Raw genomic sequence first — 22,731 nt, 5'->3', positions numbered from 1 at the left:
AGGTTGAAGAATTCAACTCAAACGTTAAGGAGAAAAATATTGCCGGTCAGTTATCCGATGATTACAACCTATACGCAACATGCTCATCTCTTGTCCATACTTACCCATTACGAGTGCGCACACCCATGGATATTTAGCAATTATATCCAATTATTTATTAACAAAGATTATAATCATCATTGGGGAGATTTTTATTTCCCTGTGACTTATGAGCTGCGGCCTTCGGATACGTGCAAATGGATTACTACTCAAAAGATACATAGAGATACTGTAACAACTAAATGGGACTCTGTTATTCATTTTATTGTAGAAAATATTAATGCTAATAACTATGTCCACACCATGATCAATTATTTCTACGTGCCTCTAAGCGATCGCTACAATAAACTTCAATTGCATCATGACATATTTGTTTACGGCTATGATTTGGATAGAGAGATATTGTATGTTTCCGATTTTTTCAAGAACGGCTTGTATAGTCAGGCTGAGATATCATTTAATGATTTCAATCTTGCGTTCGACACGAATCATCTAACAACGAATCATGATTACCTTAGAGAAATGGTTTATCTGTATACATTCAATGATCAATATCAGGATAAATTCAGTGCAGATACCCTAGTGAATTCTATAAGAAATTATTTCACTAACAAAACGCCGGAGTATTGGGAGATGTTCAACTACGGGGGCGACAGGGATAATCTTGACTTCGGCATGCAAATATACACAACTCTATTAAATTATGCGAAAGAGACATCGGAACATAAGGCTATGCTTGATATAAGACCCTTTCATTTACTTTATGATCATAAGAAGATAATGACGCTAAGATTCAAGTACTTGTACGATAATCGGCATTTAAATAAATTAAATCAAGAGCATATAGATGAATTCACAGCCATTGAACTTAAGGCTAAGATACTTGTGAATGTAGCGATTAAATATAATTTGACAAGGGATACGAGTATTTCCGAAAGCTTACAAACGCTGATTACGAATATAGAAAATGAAGAATCCATATTCCTTGAAGGATGGCTGAAGAAGGTAGGCATTCAGTAATGTTGAGGGAGCAGATGATGTCAGTTGTGGATATCTCTTCTTGTATCGAATAGAAGCCTTAGCCCGGAGCCCGTGGTGATCAGGGCATTTTTTGGAGGGAGTGATGCCGGGATTATAATCGTTGCGATACAGCGTATTGAGTAAGCTAGACCGTTGCTCTTGTCTTAAAAATTCCGTTTGCTGACAGCCTATTGCTTTCTTGTCTTTCAACGATCCGCATTGCTTCAAGCGCTTTTTTCCGGCACAACCACAGCGAATCCACTCACCTCAAGAATCTCTCCTGGTATTTGACCCGACATCTTGTGATTCATGCATAGAACCATATTTAACAGACAGACGAGAAGCTTTCAGTATATCGACGATTTGCTGGAAGGGATGATAAGACTTCTGGGCACCACGTATGAACAGCCAGTCCATTTGGGGAATCGGGATACAACCATTTCAAGGACGATCATGGACTGGGAACCGGCGATCAGTTTGCATGATGCACTCGCTAGAACGATCCATTATTACCAAGTCAATATATCCATTAAACGGGAGGTACCTATGCAAGAACAGATCATAGCGATGATAAGCGAAGTCAAGGACGATGCCCAGCTGGCAATCAGCTTGAACGGTCATTCCAGCATCATGGAAGACGGGGGATTGGACTCTTTACAGCTAATTACTTTCTTATTGAAGGTGGAGGAGCGATTCGGCATTGAAATTGATTTCGAACAATTCGACTTCGATTGCATGGAATCGGTTACAGTCTTCTGCAATTATATCTCGGAGCTGCAGAAGACGGCATCTGCATGAACGATAGACGCAAGTTCGAGCTCATTATCGGGACGTTTGATGCGGAACGCTTCTGGCGCGACCCTAATCAAGCCAAACTGCCGTCGTTTCACGATCCTGCAATGGAGAATGTCGTGATGGCCATGGATGAGCTGCTCTTCCCATTTTGCGGGGCGCAGGATAAGCTCATTACCCGTTATCGAATGAACGCTTCTCATAAAGCGTATTTGCATGAGATCGGATTCCAATTTCTGTCCAATTCAACCGATCTTGAGAGTCCTGATGGAGGAAGCGCAGGCAAAACCGCCAATATATTCGACCTGCTCACCTCAACTGATCATGTGGGTGACATGGATCCAGAATGGCTGAACGGCGCCCGGTTGTCGCCCTTTGCGGTCATTCCGGGGGCGGACCGTGCTGCTGCGCGTTTCGGTCTGGAACAGGATTGTCCAGCTGTTGAGACGGTTCAGACGGTCAACTCTAAGCTGTATTCAACCGAATTGAACCGTCGCCTTGAGCTTCAGTGTGACAGCCAGACGGTCTATTCCCACGAAGAACTGCTGTCAAGCGGCCTGGCTCTGCTAAAACAAGGCCCCTTCCTGATCAAAGATGAGTTTGGAGTATCTGGAAAGGGGAATTTGCTAATCGAGTCGGAAGCGATTCTGCAGCGGGTCACATCCTATCTCGCCGATCAGTGCAGAAAGGGAAGAACGGTTCGGTTTATTATTGAGCCGTTCCTCCTCAAGGAGCTGGATTTCTCTTGCCAATTCCACATCGATCAGGACGGTACGTACCGGCATATCTCTGTACAGCAATTGGTCAATCACAATTTCGCTTACCAAGGCACCTATACAGCCGATGACAGGCTGCTTCATATGCTGCACGAAGCGGAGTACTTTGATGTAATGAAGCTGGCGGCCCGCGAGCTTTACCAGTCGGGTTATCACGGCGACGTATGCGTTGATTCAATGCTGCTAAGAGACGGCCGCATCGTTCCGATTGTTGAGGTCAATGCAAGAAGATCGATGAGTCTGATCAAGCATTACGTTGACCGGTATCTCGAGAAGCACGATACGGCCGGGAGCATGACACATGCGACGTTACAGTTTGCAGGTGATGTATCATTCGATCAATTGCTGGAATCGCTGGACCGCGAGGGTGTTCTATATAAGCCTAATCAAGGGTTTGGCATACTACCGTTAAGCGCGAATACGCTCTTTATTAACAAGGTCGTCAGCGAGTGCAAGGGGATCCGGAATAAGCAGGTGAAGGGCAGATTGTATTATTCGCTGATCGAGGGGACAGGGGATAACGAACGATTATCCGCGAAGCTTAAGGAGGTTCTGTTGTCGCTATCCTTCAAGATCGCCCGCTGATGCATTCCGAAGTGCTTGAAACCATGGATGGAGGAAGAGAGTTTATGGGGGAGCGGAAAGTAACGATTCTATGCTCGGGTTTCGGTCTGGGGTTCTATATTCCCGGCCTGTTAGCTGCAAGCGATTTCGGGAAAAGAGATATTGCGACGGAAGTGCTCGTGTTCGAAAGCTATTTGGAGCATGACAAGAGGGAGCATATAGCAGACAGCAGGACGGCGTACCACAATAATTTCGCACTTGCCAATTTTTCGGCCCGAATGCCGATGGATATCCGGGGTAGTATAGATTACGCCCAGGTCGAGCGATTGCTGGAGGCGTGGAAAGCGGAAGAACGCTACGAATTCATATCGCTATCCGGACACTGGGTCTATATTCTGGATTGGTATAGGGAGAAGATGCTGCCGAATCCAATTCATGTAGACCTGCTCTACGTCGATTCAGATCTGGCCCCGTCCTGGAAGAGCCTGAAGAAGTTTCATCCCTTGTATGACGAGCATTATTACAATGCTTGTCTCTATGACACCGATAAGATGGCGATTCTATGCGAAATCTCGGTTCTTCCTGGTACGTCACTGCCCTTCGAATCAAGGAAGCGGCGGCTTGTTGTTCATGGCGGCGGCTGGGGGATGGGCACTTATCAAAGTACAATTCCAGAGCTTGCCGGCCATAACTATGGGCTTGATATTGTAGCTTACGACTGGAAGGAAGCGAAGCCCGATCCCGATCACCGATATTGGATGAACGATCCGGAATGGTGTTCATGGGTGAAGAGCGCGAACGGCCTGCACGAATTTCCGCCATATATTGAAATAGCGGGAGAAGATACGAATTCATACACCGCTGAGGCTGATCATCATTGGTTATTTGACGTCGCTTCTGAGGCGATGGCTATCGTGGCCAAGCCTGGAGCGGGCACATTGATCGACTCGCTTGCCTCCGAAACCCCTCTTATTCTTCTGGAGCCGTTCGGCAGTCATGAGCTTAGCAATCTGGAATTGTGGGAGTCGCTTGGGTTCGGAATACGCTACGAGAAGTGGCGAGAGATGGATTTTTCTGTAGATATCCTTAAGGAGATGCATCAAGCGATCCAGAACAGACCCGGTGAACGGACGAATTATGTGGATCACTATTGTTCAAGGGTTGCGTTAACGAAGAGGTAAGATTTCAATGGCAGAGGGGGTTATGCGATGAGCTTAAATCAATTGAGTGTTGCCAAGGATACGGTAAGCTATCCGAGATGGATCGTCTTGCAGCTGCTAGAGGAGTGCAATTTGCGATGCAAAATGTGTTATGAATGGGGACTCGAAGGACCCTACAAAAGCAAAAAAACATTAGCGCAGCTGGACCCGGAGCTGATCAAAAAGATCATCGCCGAGTGCAGCCCCGGCAAGCCGTATTACGATTTCTTCGGCGGCGAGCCGCTGATGTACCCTTGGCTGAGCGACATTCTCGCCATGATCAATCATTATGGAAGCATAGCGGACTTCCCCACGAACGGCACACTGCTTGAGAAGCATGCCGAGATGCTAGTCGAGACTCCGCCCAATAAGATCTGGGTGTCGCTCGACGGACCTGAGGAAATCAACGACAGGCAGAGGGGCAAAGGCGTATTCAAGAAAGTAATCAAAGGGATCGAGAAGCTCTATGAGCTCCGGCAAAGCAAAGGCAAGCAATTTCCGAAGATGGGTGTTTCCTTTATCATTACGCCCTTGAACTATATGTACGTCGAGGAATTTTTCTTTAAGTATATCGACTTGTCGATGTTGGACCATATCAGCATGGAAGTGCAGCTCTATGCCACGGAAGAGCAGTATGCCCAATATGTGGAGGTTCTTCGTGAGGAATTCGGCGTGTATGAAGCTCCGTATGCCAAGGGGATGGTCTGGCAAGACATCGGTTCGTTCAGCCAGATCGATATTCCCGAATTGACGAGACAGCTCAATAATGTTAAAGATTATTGCCTGAAAAACCGTATCCATGTGATCACCTATCCGAAGACGATAGATGAACAGAATTTGCACAACTATTTCTCGGGACAATTCCATCAGATGGCAGATAAACGAAAACGCTGCTCCCTTCCATGGACTTATGCGGAGATTACGGCAAGGGGCGACGTTTCGCCCTGCCATGCTTTCTATGATTTGACCTTCGGCAACGTGAACGAAGCGAATTTGCTGGATATCTGGCGCAGTGACAATTACAAAGAGTATCGTGCGTATATGAAAAAAAATATGCTTCCGATTTGTACGGCTTGTTCAAGGTATTATATCTACTGATTCATGTGAATGACCTATTACGTTTAAGAAGGGTGTGTTGATATGAATCCGAAATCTGAGATTAAGCATTCCGCAAAGGATCTGCAAATATTGAAACGTACTATCAAGAATACGGTGGAAACCAAGCGGAACATGGAGAAAACAGCGGGTTACGCGACACCGCTGCCAGAGTCGGTCGGGATTAAACTGACAAACCAATGCAACTTGCGCTGCAAACATTGCTATCAATGGAACGACACCGGCTACCATCACTTCATGACACCGGAGCAGCAGCGCGAACAGCTCGACTACGGGCTGCTGGAGAAGCTGATCCTCGAGACGGAACCAGCCAAGTCGAGACTCTATATCTGGGGCGGCGAGCCGCTCGTATACAGCCATTTCGACCGTTTGGCCGATTTGCTTGAAGCCCATCCCCGTGAGACGACGATCTGCACGAACGCGGTGCTGATCGAGCGAAAGCTGGACGCCTTGCTGAGAATCTCCGACAACCTGGAGCTGCTCATTGCGCTTGATGGATTCGAAGAAGAGAATGATGCGCTTCGCGGCAAAGGGGTATTCAACAAGGCGATAGATGCTATTCGGATGCTAGTCGAGCTGCGCAAAGAAAACCGATTCAGGGGCAAAATTACGATCCATACCGTCGTTAACGATGGTATGACTGACAGGCTTTACGATCTGCTGGACTTTCTGGAGGACGTCGGTGTAGATATGGTCATGGTCTGCTTCCCGTGGTACATCTCGGACGAATGCACGCAGGGAATGGACGATTACTTTGACCAGAAGTTCGACTTCCTTCCGGCGAGCGAGCACAAGGGCGAACGAAGCTGGCACGCCTTTAACTACAAGCTCGATCCGGAGCGTATCCCTGCTTTGATGAGCGAGTTGGACCGGGTGAATAATCGGGTCTGGAAAATGCGTTTACGCTACCAGCCGAATCTGGATCATGACCAGATCGAAGATTTCGTGCTTGGCAAAGAGGTGAGAGGTAACGGCACGATGAACAAGAAGTGCCTGGCTCTCTCGAATCGGATGGATATTACGCCCGATGGAACAATTATCGCATGCAAATTTTTCAAGGAGTTCGAGATCGGCAAATTACATGATACGTCCGTACAGGAATTATGGCATAGCATGACCTACAGAAGGATAAGGGAAATGATGGATGAAAGACTGACACCGGCATGTTCCAAGTGCAGTGTCTTGCATTTGCATGGTGTATAACGATTCTAAATTCACATAAATGAGGTGCGCAAGTGAGTATTATCCAGATGGAGGGGTTATCCAAAAGCTTCAAGTATTACGAGAAAGAACTGGGGCTCAAAAAATCGCTCAAAAATTTAGTGAAGCGGAAATCACTGATCAAAGAAGCGGTTAGCGAAATATCTCTTGTAATCGAGCAGGGTGAGATGGTCGGATTTTTAGGCCCGAACGGTTCAGGCAAAACGACTACGCTTAAGATGCTGTCCGGCATCTTGTATCCGACAAGCGGGCAAGCGACGGTATTAGGCTATGTCCCTTGGGAGCGAAAAAAAGAATTCAAGATGCAGTTCTCGATCGTGATGGGGCAGAAATCGCAGTTGTGGTGGGATTTGCCGGCGAACGAATCGTTGTACCTGAACAAATGCATTTATGAGGTCGAGGATAAGCCCTACAACCTTGTCCTGGATGAGCTTACGGAGATGCTTGACGTTAAAGAACTGCTAAATATTCAGGTGCGGAGACTCTCGCTGGGGGAACGGATGAAGATGGAGCTTATTGCGTCCCTCATCCACCGGCCCAAGGTGATTTTCCTGGATGAGCCTACAATCGGACTCGATCTGATTTCGCAGAAGCGCATTCGGGAGTTCCTGAAGTATTATAACCAGCAGACGAAGGCAACGGTCATTCTGACAAGCCACTACATGGCGGATATTGAGGATCTATGCAAACGAACGATCATCATCAATCAAGGGAAGATCGTATACGACGGCGATCTTCGGCGTGTGAACGAGCTGTTCCATGCCAAAAAGATTATCAAGCTGCAATTTACGGACGAAGTACCGAGGCAAGCGCTAAGCGACTATGGCACTATAACTCAACATGACGGCATGAATGTCGTCATGGAAATCAATAAGCATGACCTCCAGCGGCTTTCGAAAATGATACTGGACCGGTTCCCGATCCTCGATTTCACAGTTGAAGATATACCTGTCGAGCGAGGCATTGAAAGCTTATATCAGAAAGATGTGGTACAGACATGAAAGCCTTGCAGAAGTATAAAAGGACGTACATCCTTGCGCTTCAGAATGCGATGGAGTACCGGACCGATTTCCTGATGAGTATTATCAGCGGCGGCTTTATCATACTCGTCCAATGCTTCCTCTGGACAGCCGTGTTCCGCAGCTCGCCCCAAGAGATTATTAACGGCTATACGTATTCACAGATCATCATTTATTCCGTGTTGTCCGGCGTCGTCTCCAAGCTGGTTTCTGCCGGCTTCGAAGGGGAGATTGCGAATGATATCAAGACGGGCGGACTAAGCAAATTTATCGCTCAGCCCATTCATTATTTCAGCTATCGGATATGCAATTTCTTCGGTGAGAAAACGGTTCAGACCGGGGTCGTCCTTGTCTTATTCGTCATATTGATGACCGTGTTTACTCAGATTTGGGAGTTTCCGCTTAGAGTGGGGCAGATCGTTATGTTCCTGGTCAGTATTCTGTTCGGAATGCTCATCAACTTTCTGCTTTTTTATTCGATTAGTGCGCTCGCGTTCATCATTACTGAGGTTTGGGGCGTGTATATCGCGTTCAACCAAGGCGTCTATCTGCTCAGCGGCGCCATCTTTCCGCTTAATATTTTCGGGGATACGTTTGCCACAATCTCCAGCTATTTACCGTTCCAGTATGTCGTATTCTTCCCGGTTAAGATCATCATCGGGAGCTTGGCGGTTCATGAGATCGTGAGCGGGCTCCTCGTACAGGCGGTTTGGGTAATTGTGCTTTTGGTCATTTCCAAGTTGTCCTGGGATTCCGGGATGAAGAAATATGTAGCGGTTGGAGGTTAGATCTGTGAGTATCCGCTTGAGTGAGATTCGGAAGCACGTACGCATGTTTTTTATTTTCGCAAAGAACAGTTTGGTCGGTTATATGGAATACAAAGCGAATTTCTACTCCGGTTTGATCATGGAGACCGTATTTCTGTTTTCCAAGCTGATCTATATCATCTTCGTTTTCCGGCTGGGGATCGAAATTAATGGCATTTCTCCTGATCAGATGATGATCTTCACCGGGACCTATACGATTATGATCGCAATCTATACAGGATTGTTTATGGATAACTTTTATAGATTCGCCGGCCATATCCGCAACGGAACGCTGGACTTGTATATGACGAAGCCGCTATCGCTGCAGTTCATGATTTCATTCCGGAACGTTAACTACGCGTTTCCGATTCCGAACCTGATCGCCGGGATCACGATGATCGTACTGGCTTGGCGGCGGCTTGGCATCGAGCCAAGCTTCATCCACTTGGCGGGATATATCGGCGTGATCTTGAGCAGCACGATCGTGATGTACTCGGTGCTTCTGCTTCCGCAAATTCTTGCTTTCTGGACGGTGAAGTCCGGTTCGATCTTCGACATTCTGGACAAATGTTGGGATTTGAACAATATGCCGATGTACATATACCCCAAATGGCTGCAGAGGATGGGGCTGTATGTCGTGCCTATCTTGTTTATCACCAACATGCCGTCGGTTTATTTGATCGACCGCTTGGACTTCTTCCTTGGGATATGGATTTTTGCAGCTCCTGTGATATCGCTTCTAGTGGTCAGGCTGTTCTGGAAGCTGGCCGTCAGACACTATGAGAGCGCCAGCAGTTAGAGAAATGCCAAAAACAAATGGTTGAGAGGGTGAATCGAATGAGCGGGATGGAGTACAAGAGCTTTTCGCCGCAGACAGAGGCCACTGCCAAGAAGCAGCTGCACAACGGGATCGAAATCTATCAAAACAACGAAGGCGAGACCGAGTTCCTCTACAACGAGATTTTCCAGAAGGAGATGTATTTCAAGCACGGGATTACGCTCCCGGATCATGGCACGGTCATGGACGTCGGGGCTAATATCGGCATGTTCACCCTGTATGTCAGCAGCAAGAGCAACTGCAGGGTATATGCCTTTGAGCCACTGCCTCCGACGTTTAAGCTCTTGAAGATGAATACGAGCTCGCTGCCTCGCGTAACAACGGTTAACGTCGGGCTTTCCAATGAGATCAAGGAAGCGGAGTTTGCCTATTTTCCTACGATGTCCACGGATTCTGTGCAGATCAAATTCCGGGAGAACCACGATCAAGATCTCCGATACGGGTTAATCAACCATTACCGGGATCATTTCGACGACCCGCGCATGCTAAACCGGTTTGTGGATCAACTTATGTCGCCGAAGCTTCTGAATGAACAAATCCATCGATGCAAGCTAACTACGATCTCTGAAATGATCCGCTATTACGATCTGAACACCATTGATCTGCTCAAAATCGACGTGGAAAAAAGTGAATTTGAGGTCCTGGAAGGCATAGAGCCGGAGGATTGGGGCAAAATCAGGCAAATTGTTATGGAGGTACACGGACTGGACGGAGAACAGATCAGCAGGCTCGAGAACATCTTCCGAACCAACGGCTTCCATGTCTTGATCGATTACTACGAAGACTTGAATATACCCAATTACTACAATGTGTATGCATTGAATCAAATGCATATTTCGGCTGGGGGATAATCATGCTACAGCATCTGCATGCAAGGTTGGTATGCTCCAGCTGCAAGGGCGTGCTGGTCCAGTCGGAGGCATTGCTGCAATGCTGCAGCTGCGATGCGGTATATACGAAAGATGAGCGTTATGTATCGATGCTCGACCGGCGTGAGCAGGTTGCTCACCCTTCCGATTGGAACCGGAAAGAGGCTGAAATTCGGGATTATAGCGAGATTTCGCACTCCCTTGCGCTGTCCGGTATAGGCCGATTCGCCACCTTCTTAAATTATGGTTACGTCCCGGACGGGAATGAGCAACATGCGGTGATCGAGCCGGGCGATGCATGGAATAGAAACTCAGTCAAGCTGCTGCTTGAGACAGTGGGCAGGACGGCGATTCGGGAGCGGCAGGTGATCGACATCGGATGCGGCAGGGGAGGGAACATAGCAGCTCTGTCTAAATATTTCAAGCCGCTGTCTATTGTCGGTCTCGACATCTGCCCGGAGAATATTGCCTATTGCAATGCCAAATCCCGAGGGGGTGAATCTTTGTATCTCGTCGGCGATGCGGAGAATATACCGTTTGCAGACGAGAGCTTCGATGTGGTGTTAAATATAGAATCCGCGCATGCCTATCCGAACCGATCACGCTTCTATGAAGAGGTGTACCGGATAATGAGAGTTGGCGGTGTATTTCTGTATACGGAGCTGATGCTGGGAGATCAGGTAGCGCAGAACGTCAGGCTGTTAGAGGAAGCAGGCCTGTCTGTAATCCGTAATCAGGATGTGACTTCGAATGTTCTTCTATCATGTGATGAGAGTGCGAAGCAGCGTACTGGCACACAAGGGATTGCGAGCAACGCCAAAGCAAGCACGAATATTGGAGATATTAATGATTTCATCGCATTGCCCGGCTCGAAGAAATATGAAGAGATGAAGGCTGGAACGCGGCAATACCGTATGATGAACCTTGTTAAGAGGTAATATAGCCGTAATATCGACAATACTTTTAGTATAGGAGAAATATTGTATGGAAGAAATGATTTCCCTGGACACCTTTCAGCCCTTCGACGGCATGACAAAAATGTTTCCTCATCATAATTTTCCTTATTTTAATTGCGACTACAATTTGTTGTTAACGCTTGCCAGATATTTTAAAAAAGATGAGCTGCCGATTTTGAATAATGTCATTAGTATTTATAGATTTGATAAACAAAAAATACAAACAAGAGGATATTTCAAGTTAGAGGTGTTGGATCTTGAGGAGGGAGATCAGATCCTTGAAGAAATGGGGATCTCTATTCGTAAAAAATCCCCTGCACTAGATACGTTACAAGATGAGATCATAAACTCTATTTCTAGTGGTCATCCGATTTCCATATTTATTGATTTATTTTATCAACGCGGGAGAGACTTTTACTATAACAAAAAACATGGACTGCACCCTGTTTTTGTCTATGGCTTCAATCTTACGAACGAGGAAATATATACGGTTGATGATATTACAGAATACAGACAATATTCTCTGCCATTTTCAGAATTTAAATGGTCATGCATGACTTCGGAACACGTAAAGATGCCAGATTACTTTTGGGAATATGCGCTAGTGCCCCTCGGTAACCATGAGATTCTGAACAATAAGAAGTCAGCACACACAACCATCAATACATTCGTAGAAAATATGTGCAGGTATCAAAATGAAATAACAGAAAATTTGGATAATATACTGTTGCTCGCAGAAAATTACGAGCTCATTATAAAAAATGAAACGATTATAGAAACACTTAGCAGTACTATTTATAGAAAATGTTCTGAGAAATACAGGTTAAATACGCTCTATAAGTACAACATTGATCATATCCATGCAAAACATACGCTTGACCCGTTATTGGACCAAATTATTCATGACTGGAAGACAGTAAGGATCTATTCGAATAAAGCCATCATGTCCCAAAAGTTCACTGGGGAAATCATAGACAAGTGCATTGGTTTATTTACAAAAATATATACGAATGAAGTGCATTTTAATAATCAATTATTTTTAATGTTAAAGGCTTTCAGGGAAAATCACATCTAATATTGCTAGAAATGAGCCGCATCAACAGGCATACTGTGCATGTGTCTTTTCATCGTATGAAAACCGCCGCGAACAGAGAATCCGTAACCGCTGTCTGTATCAACACTTTAAACACAAACGGCAGAGATGCTGTTTTTTTTTGTTTTGATTTTGTAACAGCACGCTAGTCATGTGGAGTTGGTGGCGATGTTGGTTAAAAAAGCTAATAGTGAGGTGTATTGGTGTATACAGCAACGGAGCGGGTAATGTCCCGCTTCTTTTTTGACCATAGGTTTGATTAGGAGTGGCTGACAACTGCCGCTCTTCCCCCCCAGTGAAAAAGATACTGTCTCTTATGTAGGTTAAGGCTTGTTATATCCGCCTGGAAATTTCACCAATAGATTGTCAACATTAAATCAGACCACTTTTTTTAAGGCTTCTTGGCGATACTGAACAGGCGTCAAATACCCTAGTGATCCATGAATTCGATGCCGGTTGAACCAGTTGACGTAGTCGAACCCCTGATAATAGGATCGTTACCCGCATACGGAGCATGTGGAGTCAGTGGCGATGTTTATGAGGGTATAGTGTTCTGGAGCTACATGCACCTGTTTAAATAGCTACCTAGCCCGAAGCTTCTAAAGTTCGGGCTATATCTGTTATAACCACAGTAATTAATTCATCGCAGCGCAAGATGAGGCTTCCGTTCATCGGATGATGGTTTATATAATAATTAGTAGAGTTGATGTTGGTCTGAACAATATCAAGTTTTCCAGTTTATCCGTTTTCGATACTTGTGTGTTGTTCAGTGTTTTCTAATGCCGAGGTAAGACGTGGCAAAGGTATACCTAACTTTTTGGCTTCTCTCACAACTTCAAGTACTGCAAAACTGGATGTACTATTATTGTATTCAATGAAAAGTCGTGGTAAGCTGCCCTTTGCAAAAATAACCTTGTTAAACAGCATGCCGAGAAGTGCTGGTGGAATCTTGGTCAACAGTAGAGTAATCGCGTCCATCTTGGCGCCTCTTGCTTTAAGTACAGGGGTCATTTCCCGCATACTGTTGCCGACATTTGCGAATGAGTCACTGTGATTCAAGATTGCTGGGAAACTTTCCCGTTTGAGCACCTCGGTCTCCATCGCCGCATTCATGGCATAGTGATTCCATAGCCAGCTTTGCATATCCTTGATCCAATTGATTTTAAAATTGGCGCTTTCAAATAGTTCTTTGACCTTGTTGTTTATCTGTTCCGTGCCAACCCGTGGTTTTTCCAGAAATATCATTTTTAAAAAGCCGCCCCTAAGCTTATTGTCCTCAATGCCGCCTCCTGCTCCTGGGAACCCAAAGACAACGTTGTTCATAGACAGGGGCAAGATTGATGATTTTAAATCCTGCCAAATATTATTGAATATTAGGATCGGGGTGTTACCAGCAGTAGTCGAAAGTATTCTTGCTGCTTCGGGAAGTTGCTCCGTATTGACACTCGCAATAATGAGATCGTAATTTGGGCTTATCTCCTCATGCAGCTTGATTTTCCAGCTTTCTTGGATGAACTGTTTTCCTCTTCGTGCGTCCCACATTTCAAGCGCGATATGACTTCCGAACGTTTCTTTTCTCCCTTTTCTAACGTAAAACTCAACGGTATGCCCTGCCTTCTCTAAAGCCCAAGCGTATTGGGTCGATAGCCTCCTAATATCCATATTCATCTTTGTTGATGATCCAACAACGTGTTGTATAATGTTATTGTATAGATTCACTATTTGGTCATCAACCATCAGATTTTTAATATCTGTCGTATAATCAATTCAACAGAAAATGGAGGTTAACAATGAATAAGCAACCTGAAATTACGGAAAAAACAAGGCAGACATTTATAAATGTATTCTGTGATTTATATTGCCGAAAACCAATCGAAAAGATATCCATTCAAGAGATTGCTAACCAATCAGGATATAATCGGAGTACATTTTATCAATACTTTACAGATATCTATGAGTTGTTGGACTGCGTTGAAGAGCGTATGTTGAAATCGATCAAGGAGGAAATGGCAGGCAGAGAGTTTTCTACACATACTATCCAAGATGCACTTCAATGCTTGGAAAATGCAGAGGAAATTACAGTTCTTAAAGCTGTATTGGGCGACTATGGTTCTGTTCATTTTGTGGAACGCTTGAAAAGAGAAATTCCCTTTGAGCGATTGATTATGGATTTTTCAACAGATGATGTCTTGGCACCATACATCATTGAGTTTTACATATCAACATTAATATCTATGTTTCGTCTTTGGATACAGAGAGACAAAGATCTATCGTCGGAGGAATTGATCAAGCTGATCGATAGTCTATTTTCAAAGGGGATAACACCGTATCATATCTTTAGCACGGTCAATCCGCAACGCTCTGGAGTGTAGCGATGTTGGTTAGAAACCTAAACATAAAAAAAAGGGGTTCGAGAATGTATACATAATTCTCGAACCCCTTTTTGTCTTTGTTTTAATACTATTCATTAATTTGTGAGTAATTCTGGAGTGAGTTCATTAATTAAAGTAGTCTAAAACTCCCCATCATCCCAGCCGGTAATTAATATACGTGCACACCCGTACCAAGCACGGATTTATTTTGTACGGAATTACCGGATAGATATACCTTTTGCAGATTAGGCAGCTGGCTTAGGGTCTCGATATTGGAAATGGCATTGTTCTCGAGATGAAGCTCTTCTATGGCCTGCCAGTGACTCATAAATTCGAGAGAAGCTAAATTGCTGTCTTGCAGAGTGAAGGAACGTAGAGCGGACATGTTGGCAAAGTAAGGCATCATCTGGTCAACTTCAGTAACAGAGGTGTTGTTTATGCTGAAATATGGCTGCTCTAAGGTCAAATGTTCAAGCACGCTGTTTTCCGCGGCCGCCTTTTGTTCAAAGTTCAGCCTGCACTCGGAGCACATCAGAGATTTGACCTGTTTTAAACGAAATAAGGCAGCGCTTTCCTTGAACAGTGACGAGTCGTAAATGCTTAGGGCCTCTAGGCTGGACAAGCCGTCCAGGGCGCCAAGACGGGTTATTTCATCGATCTCCCAGAGCGATAGTTGCTCCAGTTTTGGGAATTTCCCCAGCGCAGCCAAGTTCAATTCCCCGCTTCCACCACGAAGCGTCAGACTTGTTGTAGTCGGGGCCTTTAGCCCGGTGAGAAAGGAACTTGGAATTTCCACTCGCCCCACATTAGGTAATGTCAGCGCTTCTGCATTCTCGTAGTAACCGGACAACGTTAATTCCCGCAGAGAGGGCAGACTGTTTATGGCCTTTACCGAGCCAAGTTGACTTAGAGAAGCCAGACGTAAGGTAGTAATGGAGTTTTTGCCGGCCAAGGGCTCCAGGCTTGAGAAGTTTACGTTTTCGAGATCAAGCGTTTGTAGAGCAGGCATATTTTGTACAAAGTCGATGGACTTTACATTCGTTAAGAAGGACAGCCGAAGCTCCTGAAGCTGGGTCAAGGCGTATAGCGGCTGTAGGTCTGTGGCTTCACTGTAATTGATGGACAGGGAGGTCAGCCCGGTCATGGACGACAACCATCCGAGTTCATCGACAAAGGTGAGCGACAGGGACTTGAGCGGCAGCTTGTTCAATAGAAAGAAATCCGTTACGGATTCATCCACATAGGTAATGGATAACGAGCTCAGATTAGGAAATTCCAGCAGCATGGCCAATTCCTGATTGCTGCGAAGCTGAGTGGAAAGCTCCGTAATCTTAGTCTTGTCGCCAAAGTAGCCCGAAAATTTGCTAAAGGATTCGTTAAAAGCGCCTCCATAACTTTTTAATCCGGACATATGGGCCAAAGTGGTTTGGTCCGTCTGGGAGATTTCATAGGTATTCGTCAGGTCCAATGCCGTCAGTCCCTTAAAAGCTTCAAAATCGCGCTGATCAATCCGCTGGCTATTCAGTTTCTTGTCCTGAGTAATATAAGTGATCTTCTCGGCCTGTTCATCGCTGAAGGGATCGGAGAGGCTATATGTAAACATCCACTGATCATTCTCCGAATGCGCTACGGTTAAATAGCGAAGACGAGCCAATTCCTCCTCTGTCGGCAAGGCAGACCCTTTATCGAAGATATCTCGCAAAAAGGAGAGCAGAACCTCACTTTCGGGCATCTTTCGCACAGGCAGATTGGCTTCTGTTTTTGGATAGGTGGAGCTGTTGCTATAATAAAAATAAGTACCGATGGCGCCAGTTAGGACTAACATCAGTATCAGCATTAGCTTTACGGAGACAGTCTGCTTCCGCTGTGCTTTAGGGGGCGTTCCATGGTAGTGATTAATGGTCTGGTCCACATAGTAGACGTGATTTTGCTTCAATAAAAGCTCTGTTTCACAATAGGGACACTTTAAAATCTCACCCTCTTTGTATTCAATTCTTCCGTTGCAATTGGGACAGTTTAACGGGATAAACGCCACGAATATCCCCTCCTTCATTATGATGGTCATAAGATCATGCTGAACGGTCATCTGATTTCATTATACCTTGTGAATTTACGTTTGATGAGAGAAAGAAGTTTCACATAGCGAAGGAGCAGGGGAATCCTGCTCCTTCTTGATCTTTTTAAGTATGGCTGGTGGTAGGCATTATTGGGAATAAATCATTAAGCGATCGAAGTAATCGGATGTTTAACGTGCACAGGGTAGAGATGTTCACCATGGGTTCTTACAAATAAACCTTCATTGGTGATTGTACTTTTTAGAACGATATGTTCTGTTGCATCTGGCGTGAAATGAAAGGTTACTTTCTCCGTATCTTCATCTGCAATCTTATCCAAGATATCTTTCATATTCATTTCGTTTAAGCTAACAACGTCGAAGAGCTCAATATGATTGTCTTCTTTCTGATAAATAACGATGACGTTTTCATTTTCCAAGTAATAAATATCATCACTAAAAACATTCAGGCAGTAAAACATGAATATGCCCTGGACATGATCAGTTGCAAAATGCTGCGAAACAGGTAGTCTTTCGGATGCAAATTTATGGATAAGGCGCAAATCCTCCGCGTTAGTAACATCGAGTTTCTGAAAGTTGGCAGGCTCCGATGATTTTTTTGCCGTAAAATCCATTGGAAATAGATGTTCTTCCACAGGCTTAAACCCAAACTTGGGGTAAAAATCAAGCACAGATTCATTGGCAAAAAGGTACATGTAATCGACCTTGTTCTCGTATTCCTCTAAAACCATGTTCATTAAACTCGCAGATAATCCTCTTCCTCGATAATCGGGATGTGTCATCACCGTGCCGATTTGAATCGCTTTTTTCTTCTCCCCGTGAATGATGAGCTCAAGGATGTTAACAGAAGCGTTGGCAATAACCTGGTCTCCAACTACAAATGAAAAAGGTATGTATCGTTCTCCCCAACACCCTTGTTGATACCAATTTTCAAATTTTATATCAAAAGTGTTAGCAGCAAGTTCGAAAAAACTTGTTCGAAGTGCTTCATTGTTTCTATAATCCTTCTTAAATATAAATTCCTGCAAGGTCTTTCCCCCTTAGTCCTCAAAAGTAACTATTTGTATATTAATGGGTATTATCCTTTACTTCAACTGGTTTAACAAGCATCGAATTCACGGAAACGCCGTATACCTGACACCTTTTCAATAGGCCAAGTGGTGTTAATTAAATGTGGTTTTTATGTATTTGATAGAGATTTATCATGATATTTGAACATAACAAAAACAATTTCGTTTCTAGTAATGAACAACGTTTCAACTTATATAGATTCACGATTCTATCTGCCTCGGCCTGATCAGCGGAACGAAGAGCATGTCCGTACCTGTATCAGACTTTGCATATATATGAAAAAAACTAGGATTCCCCTTTAATTTGGAGTAAGATTTCTCTTCCATGAAGTGGTATTATCTGGGTGAAAGGAGGCTGATCACAATAATTATGTAAGCGCTTTATGTGTTTTTTTTAAAATTTGGTGTGGGGGGAATGCTTCGCATGAGGAAATCGTTTAAGCAGGTCGTTTCCGGGTTACTCACAGCGGCTCTGCTTCTTCCGGGCGGCTTGATAGCTCCGGCAGTTAGCGCTGCAGATCTAGTGGCAACTAATTCACAAATTGTGTATCAGGAAACATTCCAGAATGGTCAAGGCAAGGCAACTCCATCAGGCGGTGCCCAGCTGGACGCTGTAACAGGTAAGCCGTTTGAAGGCAATGATGATGGAGCGGCTCTACATGTTAGCAATCGATCTAATAACTGGGATGGCGTGGACCTCGCTTTTGATGACCTTGGTTTGTCAGTTGGCAAAGAGTATTCTGTAACCGCTTCCGTATATGTCGATACTGATGCTAACCCATCTGCAGACGGGAAAGCCGTTCTGGAAATTGTAAGCAATAAGGGCGTTGATGGATCTGAGGCATACACTGGAATTAGCTCTGCTGACTTTAAAGCAGGACAAGGCATTACACTATCCGCCGATCTCTCCGTTAACAGTGTGGAGAATACGGCTCTGCGAATCAAGTCTGATGAAGCAGGTAAGGGTGTCTCTTTCTATATCGGGAATATCACGATCACCCAGACAGTAACACCTGTCGAACCCACGGTAGTCCTTAACCAAAGCTTTGAAGACGGGAATACCGGTGGATGGAGCAAACTGGGTTGGGGATCGAATGGGGACACAACGGTCGTTAACGACGTAGCCTCCGAAGGCACGAGATCTCTGAAGTTCTTCAACCGGGCCGATGAGAAGGCCGTTCCTGCTCTCGTACTTACTGGCAAAATGAAATCCGACCATAAGTATGATATTTCCCTCAAGGTTAAAATCAGTTCAGGTGAAGGCCAGTTCCATCTGGCTTCCAAGATAGATTCTGAAATATTGTCGGGAGACCAGAAGTACCCTTGGATTATAGGGAACAAACTTGTAACCGCTTCCGAATGGACACTATTTGAAACCAAAGGCTATGAAGTTCCTTCTAAAACGAATGAGGTCATCATCTATGTTGAACCATCAAACAATACGTTAACCTCCGATATCTACATTGATGAAGTCATCATCACCGATGTAACCCCTGATCAAACCGCACCAGAGATTGTAGATAAAACAGGCATCGCTACCGATTTTGAGAATGGCCTGGATGGATTCAAAGCACGGAACGGCCGTGAAACGGTAGCTCTTTCCCAAGACGATAATCATACATCTGGCGGCAAACAAAGCTTGCTTGTGACGACTAAGGCACAATATGATGCAGCCTTGGTTAATGCTGATGGCAAAATGGCAAAGAATCACGAATATGAGCTGTCTGCTTGGGTGAAAATGGCACCTGGACAAGAACCCACAACACTTCGTATAAGTGTTCAATATGCTGACAGCGGCTTTGCGAACGTTTCACCAAATGCAACCGTTACAGATCAGGAATGGGTACACTTAACGGGTAAGTATACGCTCACCACTACTCCAAGCGTACTTAATGCTTATATTGAAACAGCAAACAATGACGGCGGCAACCGTACCTTCTTCTTGGATGACTTTGCTCTAAAATATGTGGGACCTGTAACTGCCGCACCTCCGATTCAAGAAAACCTTCCTAACCTCAAGGATATTTACAAGAATGATTTTCTGATCGGGAACATTGTGAATCCGGCTACCTTTGACGAGACTCGGCTCAAGCTTCTGACGAAGCATCACAATGTCGTTACGTTTGAGAATGATATGAAGCCGGATTATGCATATAACGCGGACAGACAATTTGATTTCACTGCAGAAGATGCCCTTGTCCAAAAAGTACAGGATGCAGGCCTTGATTTGCACGGTCACGTGCTCGTATGGCATGCTCAGTCTCCTACATGGCTTCATACGGCAGCAAACGGCGAACCTTTGAGCCGTGAAGAAGCTCTGACGAACCTGAGAACACATATTAAAACGGTCGTTGAGCATTTTGGTGACCAAGTTATTTCCTGGGACGTTGTCAATGAAGCCATGAACGATAACCCGGCTAATCCGGAAGACTGGAAAAATGCGTTGCGTAATTCAGGCTGGTTACAGGCCATCGGCCCTGATTTTCTTGAGGAGGCATTCCTTGCAGCCAAAGAAGTCATTGATGAAAACGGCTGGGATATCAAGCTTTATTACAATGACTACAACGATGACAACCAGAATAAATCTACAGCCATCTACAGCATGGTGAAAGAGATCAATGAGAAGTACGCCAAAGATCACCCTGGCGAGAAACTGATTGACGGCATCGGCATGCAAGCCCACTACAATTTGGGCACGAGATTGGATAATGTCAAGATGTCGCTCGAGCGTTTCATTTCCTTGGGAGTAGAAGTCAGTGTCACCGAGTTGGACATTATGGCAGGCACCAATTCTACAATCACTGAAAAAGAAGCGAAGCAGCAGGCCTATCTGTATGCCCAATTGATGGATCTGTATAAGAAGAACAGCGAGCATATTCCGCGTGTCACCTTCTGGGGATTAAATGACAGCACCAGCTGGAGAGCCGAGCAGAATCCAACCTTGTTTGACAAAAATTTTCAAGCCAAAGAGGCGTTCTACGGGGTTGTTGATCCGGAGAAGTACCTGGCGGAAAATCCACCTGAAGAGCTTGAATATAAGAAATCAAGCGCGCACTATGGGACACCAGCTATTGATGGCTCCGTAGACAGTGTATGGAGCAAAGCTCCTGAATTGAAACTGGATACGAAGCAAATGGCGTGGTCCGGTGCGACAGGAACGGCAAAAGTACTGTGGGATGACGACAATCTCTATGTGCTCGTTCAAGTCAGAGACGATCAGCTGAACAAGTCCAATCCAAATGTATGGGAGCAGGATTCCGTCGAAATATTCGTCGATGAAAATAACGGAAAAACGTCCAGCTTCCAGGATGATGATGGACAATACAGAGTGAACTTCGAGAACCTAGCTTCCTTTAATCCTGCGGAAATCGCTGCAGGTTTCGAATCCAAAGTCTCTGTTTCCGGTACCAACTACACGGTCGAGATGAAAATTCCATTCAAAAAGGTTAAGCCAACGAACAATGCCAAAATTGGCTTTGATGCGCAGATCAATGATGCCAAAGATGGCAACAGAATCAGCGTGAATGCATGGAACGATGCATCCGGTCAAGGTTACCAGGATACGTCCGTATTCGGTGAATTGACGCTCACGGGCAAGCCTTCTTCAGGAGGTAACGACGGTGGCGGCAACAACGGTGGAGGCAACAACAGCGGGGGGAATAATAGTGGCAGCAGTGGCGGATCGAACTCCGGGACTACTCCGCAACCGCAGCCGCAGCCTCAACCACAGCTTCCAGGCAGCGATTCGGCGATTGTGCCGGTAATTAAAGTCGAAAATGGAACAGCCACAGCAACCATTTCAAGCGACAGCCTGAATAAAGCGATTGAAAAAGCTTCTCTAGGTGCGAATGGCAAGAAGCAGGTTACCATCGAAGTGCCGAAGCAGGCCAATGCCCAATCCTATGTGGTGCAGATGCCGACTTCCAGCCTGCAAAGCAACAATAATGTTGAGTTTGTTCTTAGGACGGAGAATGTAACACTTCATATTCCGTCCAATATGCTTTCTAATATTACGGAGCAAGCCGATCAAGTCTCTATTGAGATTAACAAAGTCTCGGCAGATCTTCTGAGCGCAGATGTTCGCGCTGTTGTGGGCAGCCGTCCGGTGATTGATCTAAGCGTAAAAGCTGGTGACCGTCTCCTTGCCTGGAACAATCCCGCAGCGCCAGTAACGGTATCTGTTCCGTACACGCCTGCTGCACAGGAGCTTGGCAATGCACATCAGATCGTGATTCTTTACATTGATAATCAAGGACAGGCAGCAGCCGTACCAAGCGGACACTATGATGCTAAATCTGGCTCGATGGTGTTCAAAACAACTCATTTCAGCACCTATGCTGTAGCCTACGTAACCAAGTCTTTTGCCGATGTACAGCATATCCTGTGGGCAAAACAAGCAGTTGAAGCGATGGCTGCACGCGATATTATTAAAGGAATCTCTGATGACAGCTTCGCGCCTGCAGCTTCTATCACGAGAGCCGACTTTATCACCTTGCTTGTCCGAGCACTTGAATTGAAGGGTCCGGGCACGAACACGGCAGCCTTCAGCGATGTACAGCCAACCGCTCACTATGCAGAGGCCGTGGCTATTGCCAAAGAACTTGGAATTGCCTCTGGATTCGAAGACAACACATTCAAACCAGGTAACAGCATTTCCCGTCAAGACATGATGGTTCTTACGGCGAAAGCCCTGAAAGCAGCAGGTAAGCAAACTGCCGGCAGCGGGAATCTGGCTCCTTATTCGGATGCTGCAAGTATTTCCACTTATGCGGTGGATAGTGTAACTTCCCTCATAGGAAGCGGAATCGTCAACGGCAAAGATGGCAAAATTGCACCAGCCGACACATTGACCCGTGCAGAAGCAGCTATGGTTCTCTACCGGATCTGGAACATGTAAATGTAAATGT

General features: G+C 45.3%; 17 protein-coding genes and 1 pseudogene. 14 read left to right on the top strand and 4 right to left on the bottom strand.

Annotated features, from left to right (window positions below):
* Positions 1-3 precede the first annotated feature (3 nt).
* The 12 genes from HW560_RS01305 to HW560_RS01250 all read left to right on the top strand — a co-directional run bounded on the left by HW560_RS01305 (position 4) and on the right by HW560_RS01250 (position 12,290).
* Entirely contained in the window at positions 4-1,059 is a 1,056-nt protein-coding gene (locus HW560_RS01305; protein WP_179261644.1) for a hypothetical protein, read from the top strand.
* Positions 1,060-1,434: 375 nt separating this feature from the next.
* Entirely contained in the window at positions 1,435-1,857 is a 423-nt protein-coding gene (locus HW560_RS33615) for an acyl carrier protein (protein ID WP_257031586.1), read from the top strand.
* On the top strand, positions 1,854-3,212 hold the full coding sequence (locus HW560_RS01295; protein ID WP_179261642.1) for an ATP-grasp domain-containing protein: 1,359 nt from the start codon (positions 1,854-1,856) through the stop codon (positions 3,210-3,212). Before HW560_RS33615 ends, HW560_RS01295 begins: the two co-directional genes overlap by 4 nt.
* A gap of 44 nt (positions 3,213-3,256) precedes the next feature.
* Entirely contained in the window at positions 3,257-4,372 is a 1,116-nt protein-coding gene (locus HW560_RS01290) for a glycosyltransferase family protein (RefSeq protein ID WP_179261640.1), read from the top strand.
* 27 nt (positions 4,373-4,399) lie between these two features.
* Positions 4,400-5,488, top strand: coding sequence for a radical SAM/SPASM domain-containing protein (locus tag HW560_RS01285; RefSeq protein ID WP_179261638.1), 1,089 nt, complete (start codon positions 4,400-4,402; stop codon positions 5,486-5,488).
* Positions 5,489-5,530: 42 nt separating this feature from the next.
* Positions 5,531-6,709 (top strand): radical SAM/SPASM domain-containing protein, encoded by a 1,179-nt coding sequence (locus tag HW560_RS01280; RefSeq protein ID WP_179261636.1) that lies wholly within the window; start codon positions 5,531-5,533, stop codon positions 6,707-6,709.
* A 47-nt stretch (positions 6,710-6,756) separates the two neighbouring features.
* A complete protein-coding gene (locus HW560_RS01275; RefSeq protein WP_373564989.1) occupies positions 6,757-7,728 on the top strand; it encodes an ABC transporter ATP-binding protein in 972 nt (323 codons plus the stop codon).
* Positions 7,725-8,534, top strand: coding sequence for an ABC transporter permease (locus HW560_RS01270; protein WP_179261632.1), 810 nt, complete (start codon positions 7,725-7,727; stop codon positions 8,532-8,534). The genes HW560_RS01275 and HW560_RS01270 overlap by 4 nt, the downstream gene beginning before the upstream one ends.
* Positions 8,535-8,538: 4 nt before the next feature.
* Entirely contained in the window at positions 8,539-9,351 is an 813-nt protein-coding gene (locus HW560_RS01265; protein ID WP_179261630.1) for an ABC transporter permease, read from the top strand.
* Positions 9,352-9,389: 38 nt separating this feature from the next.
* Positions 9,390-10,241 (top strand): FkbM family methyltransferase, encoded by an 852-nt coding sequence (locus HW560_RS01260; RefSeq protein WP_179261628.1) that lies wholly within the window; start codon positions 9,390-9,392, stop codon positions 10,239-10,241.
* Positions 10,242-10,243: 2 nt separating this feature from the next.
* Positions 10,244-11,197 carry a class I SAM-dependent methyltransferase gene (locus HW560_RS01255; RefSeq protein WP_179261626.1) on the top strand — a complete coding sequence of 318 codons (954 nt, stop codon included), beginning with the start codon at positions 10,244-10,246 and terminating at the stop codon, positions 11,195-11,197.
* Between the two features lie 46 nt (positions 11,198-11,243).
* Complete coding sequence (locus HW560_RS01250; RefSeq protein ID WP_179261624.1) at positions 11,244-12,290, top strand: hypothetical protein; 1,047 nt, start codon at positions 11,244-11,246, stop codon at positions 12,288-12,290.
* Positions 12,291-12,685: 395 nt separating this feature from the next.
* Here HW560_RS01250 and HW560_RS01245 read toward each other — a convergent pair.
* Both HW560_RS01245 and HW560_RS01240 read right to left on the bottom strand, forming a co-directional pair.
* Positions 12,686-12,796 (bottom strand): annotated as a pseudogene (locus HW560_RS01245) (IS3 family transposase); the annotation flags it as partial.
* A gap of 250 nt (positions 12,797-13,046) precedes the next feature.
* Entirely contained in the window at positions 13,047-13,976 is a 930-nt protein-coding gene (locus HW560_RS01240; RefSeq protein WP_179261622.1) for a ketopantoate reductase family protein, read from the bottom strand.
* Between the two features lie 122 nt (positions 13,977-14,098).
* Between HW560_RS01240 and HW560_RS01235 the strand changes: the two genes are divergently transcribed.
* Complete coding sequence (locus tag HW560_RS01235; RefSeq protein ID WP_179261620.1) at positions 14,099-14,680, top strand: TetR/AcrR family transcriptional regulator; 582 nt, start codon at positions 14,099-14,101, stop codon at positions 14,678-14,680.
* Positions 14,681-14,849: 169 nt separating this feature from the next.
* Here the strand turns inward: HW560_RS01235 and HW560_RS01230 are convergent, their stop codons facing one another.
* Both HW560_RS01230 and HW560_RS01225 read right to left on the bottom strand, forming a co-directional pair.
* Positions 14,850-16,715 (bottom strand): leucine-rich repeat domain-containing protein, encoded by a 1,866-nt coding sequence (locus HW560_RS01230; RefSeq protein ID WP_179261618.1) that lies wholly within the window; start codon positions 16,713-16,715, stop codon positions 14,850-14,852.
* Between the two features lie 185 nt (positions 16,716-16,900).
* Positions 16,901-17,782, bottom strand: a complete 882-nt coding sequence (locus HW560_RS01225) for a GNAT family N-acetyltransferase (RefSeq protein WP_179261616.1) — start codon at positions 17,780-17,782, stop codon at positions 16,901-16,903.
* A gap of 466 nt (positions 17,783-18,248) precedes the next feature.
* On the opposite strand from HW560_RS01225, the gene HW560_RS01220 reads away from it, so the two are divergent.
* The gene (locus tag HW560_RS01220; protein ID WP_179261614.1) at positions 18,249-22,721 is read left to right on the top strand and encodes an endo-1,4-beta-xylanase; all 4,473 of its coding nucleotides are present in this window, start codon (positions 18,249-18,251) and stop codon (positions 22,719-22,721) included.
* Positions 22,722-22,731: the final 10 nt, after the last annotated feature.

Source organism: Paenibacillus sp. E222 (assembly GCF_013401555.1).
In the GTDB taxonomy this organism is placed as follows: domain Bacteria; phylum Bacillota; class Bacilli; order Paenibacillales; family Paenibacillaceae; genus Paenibacillus.
The sequence above is the reverse complement of the archived record's forward strand: the minus strand, read 5'-3'. Positions and strand labels throughout refer to the sequence as shown.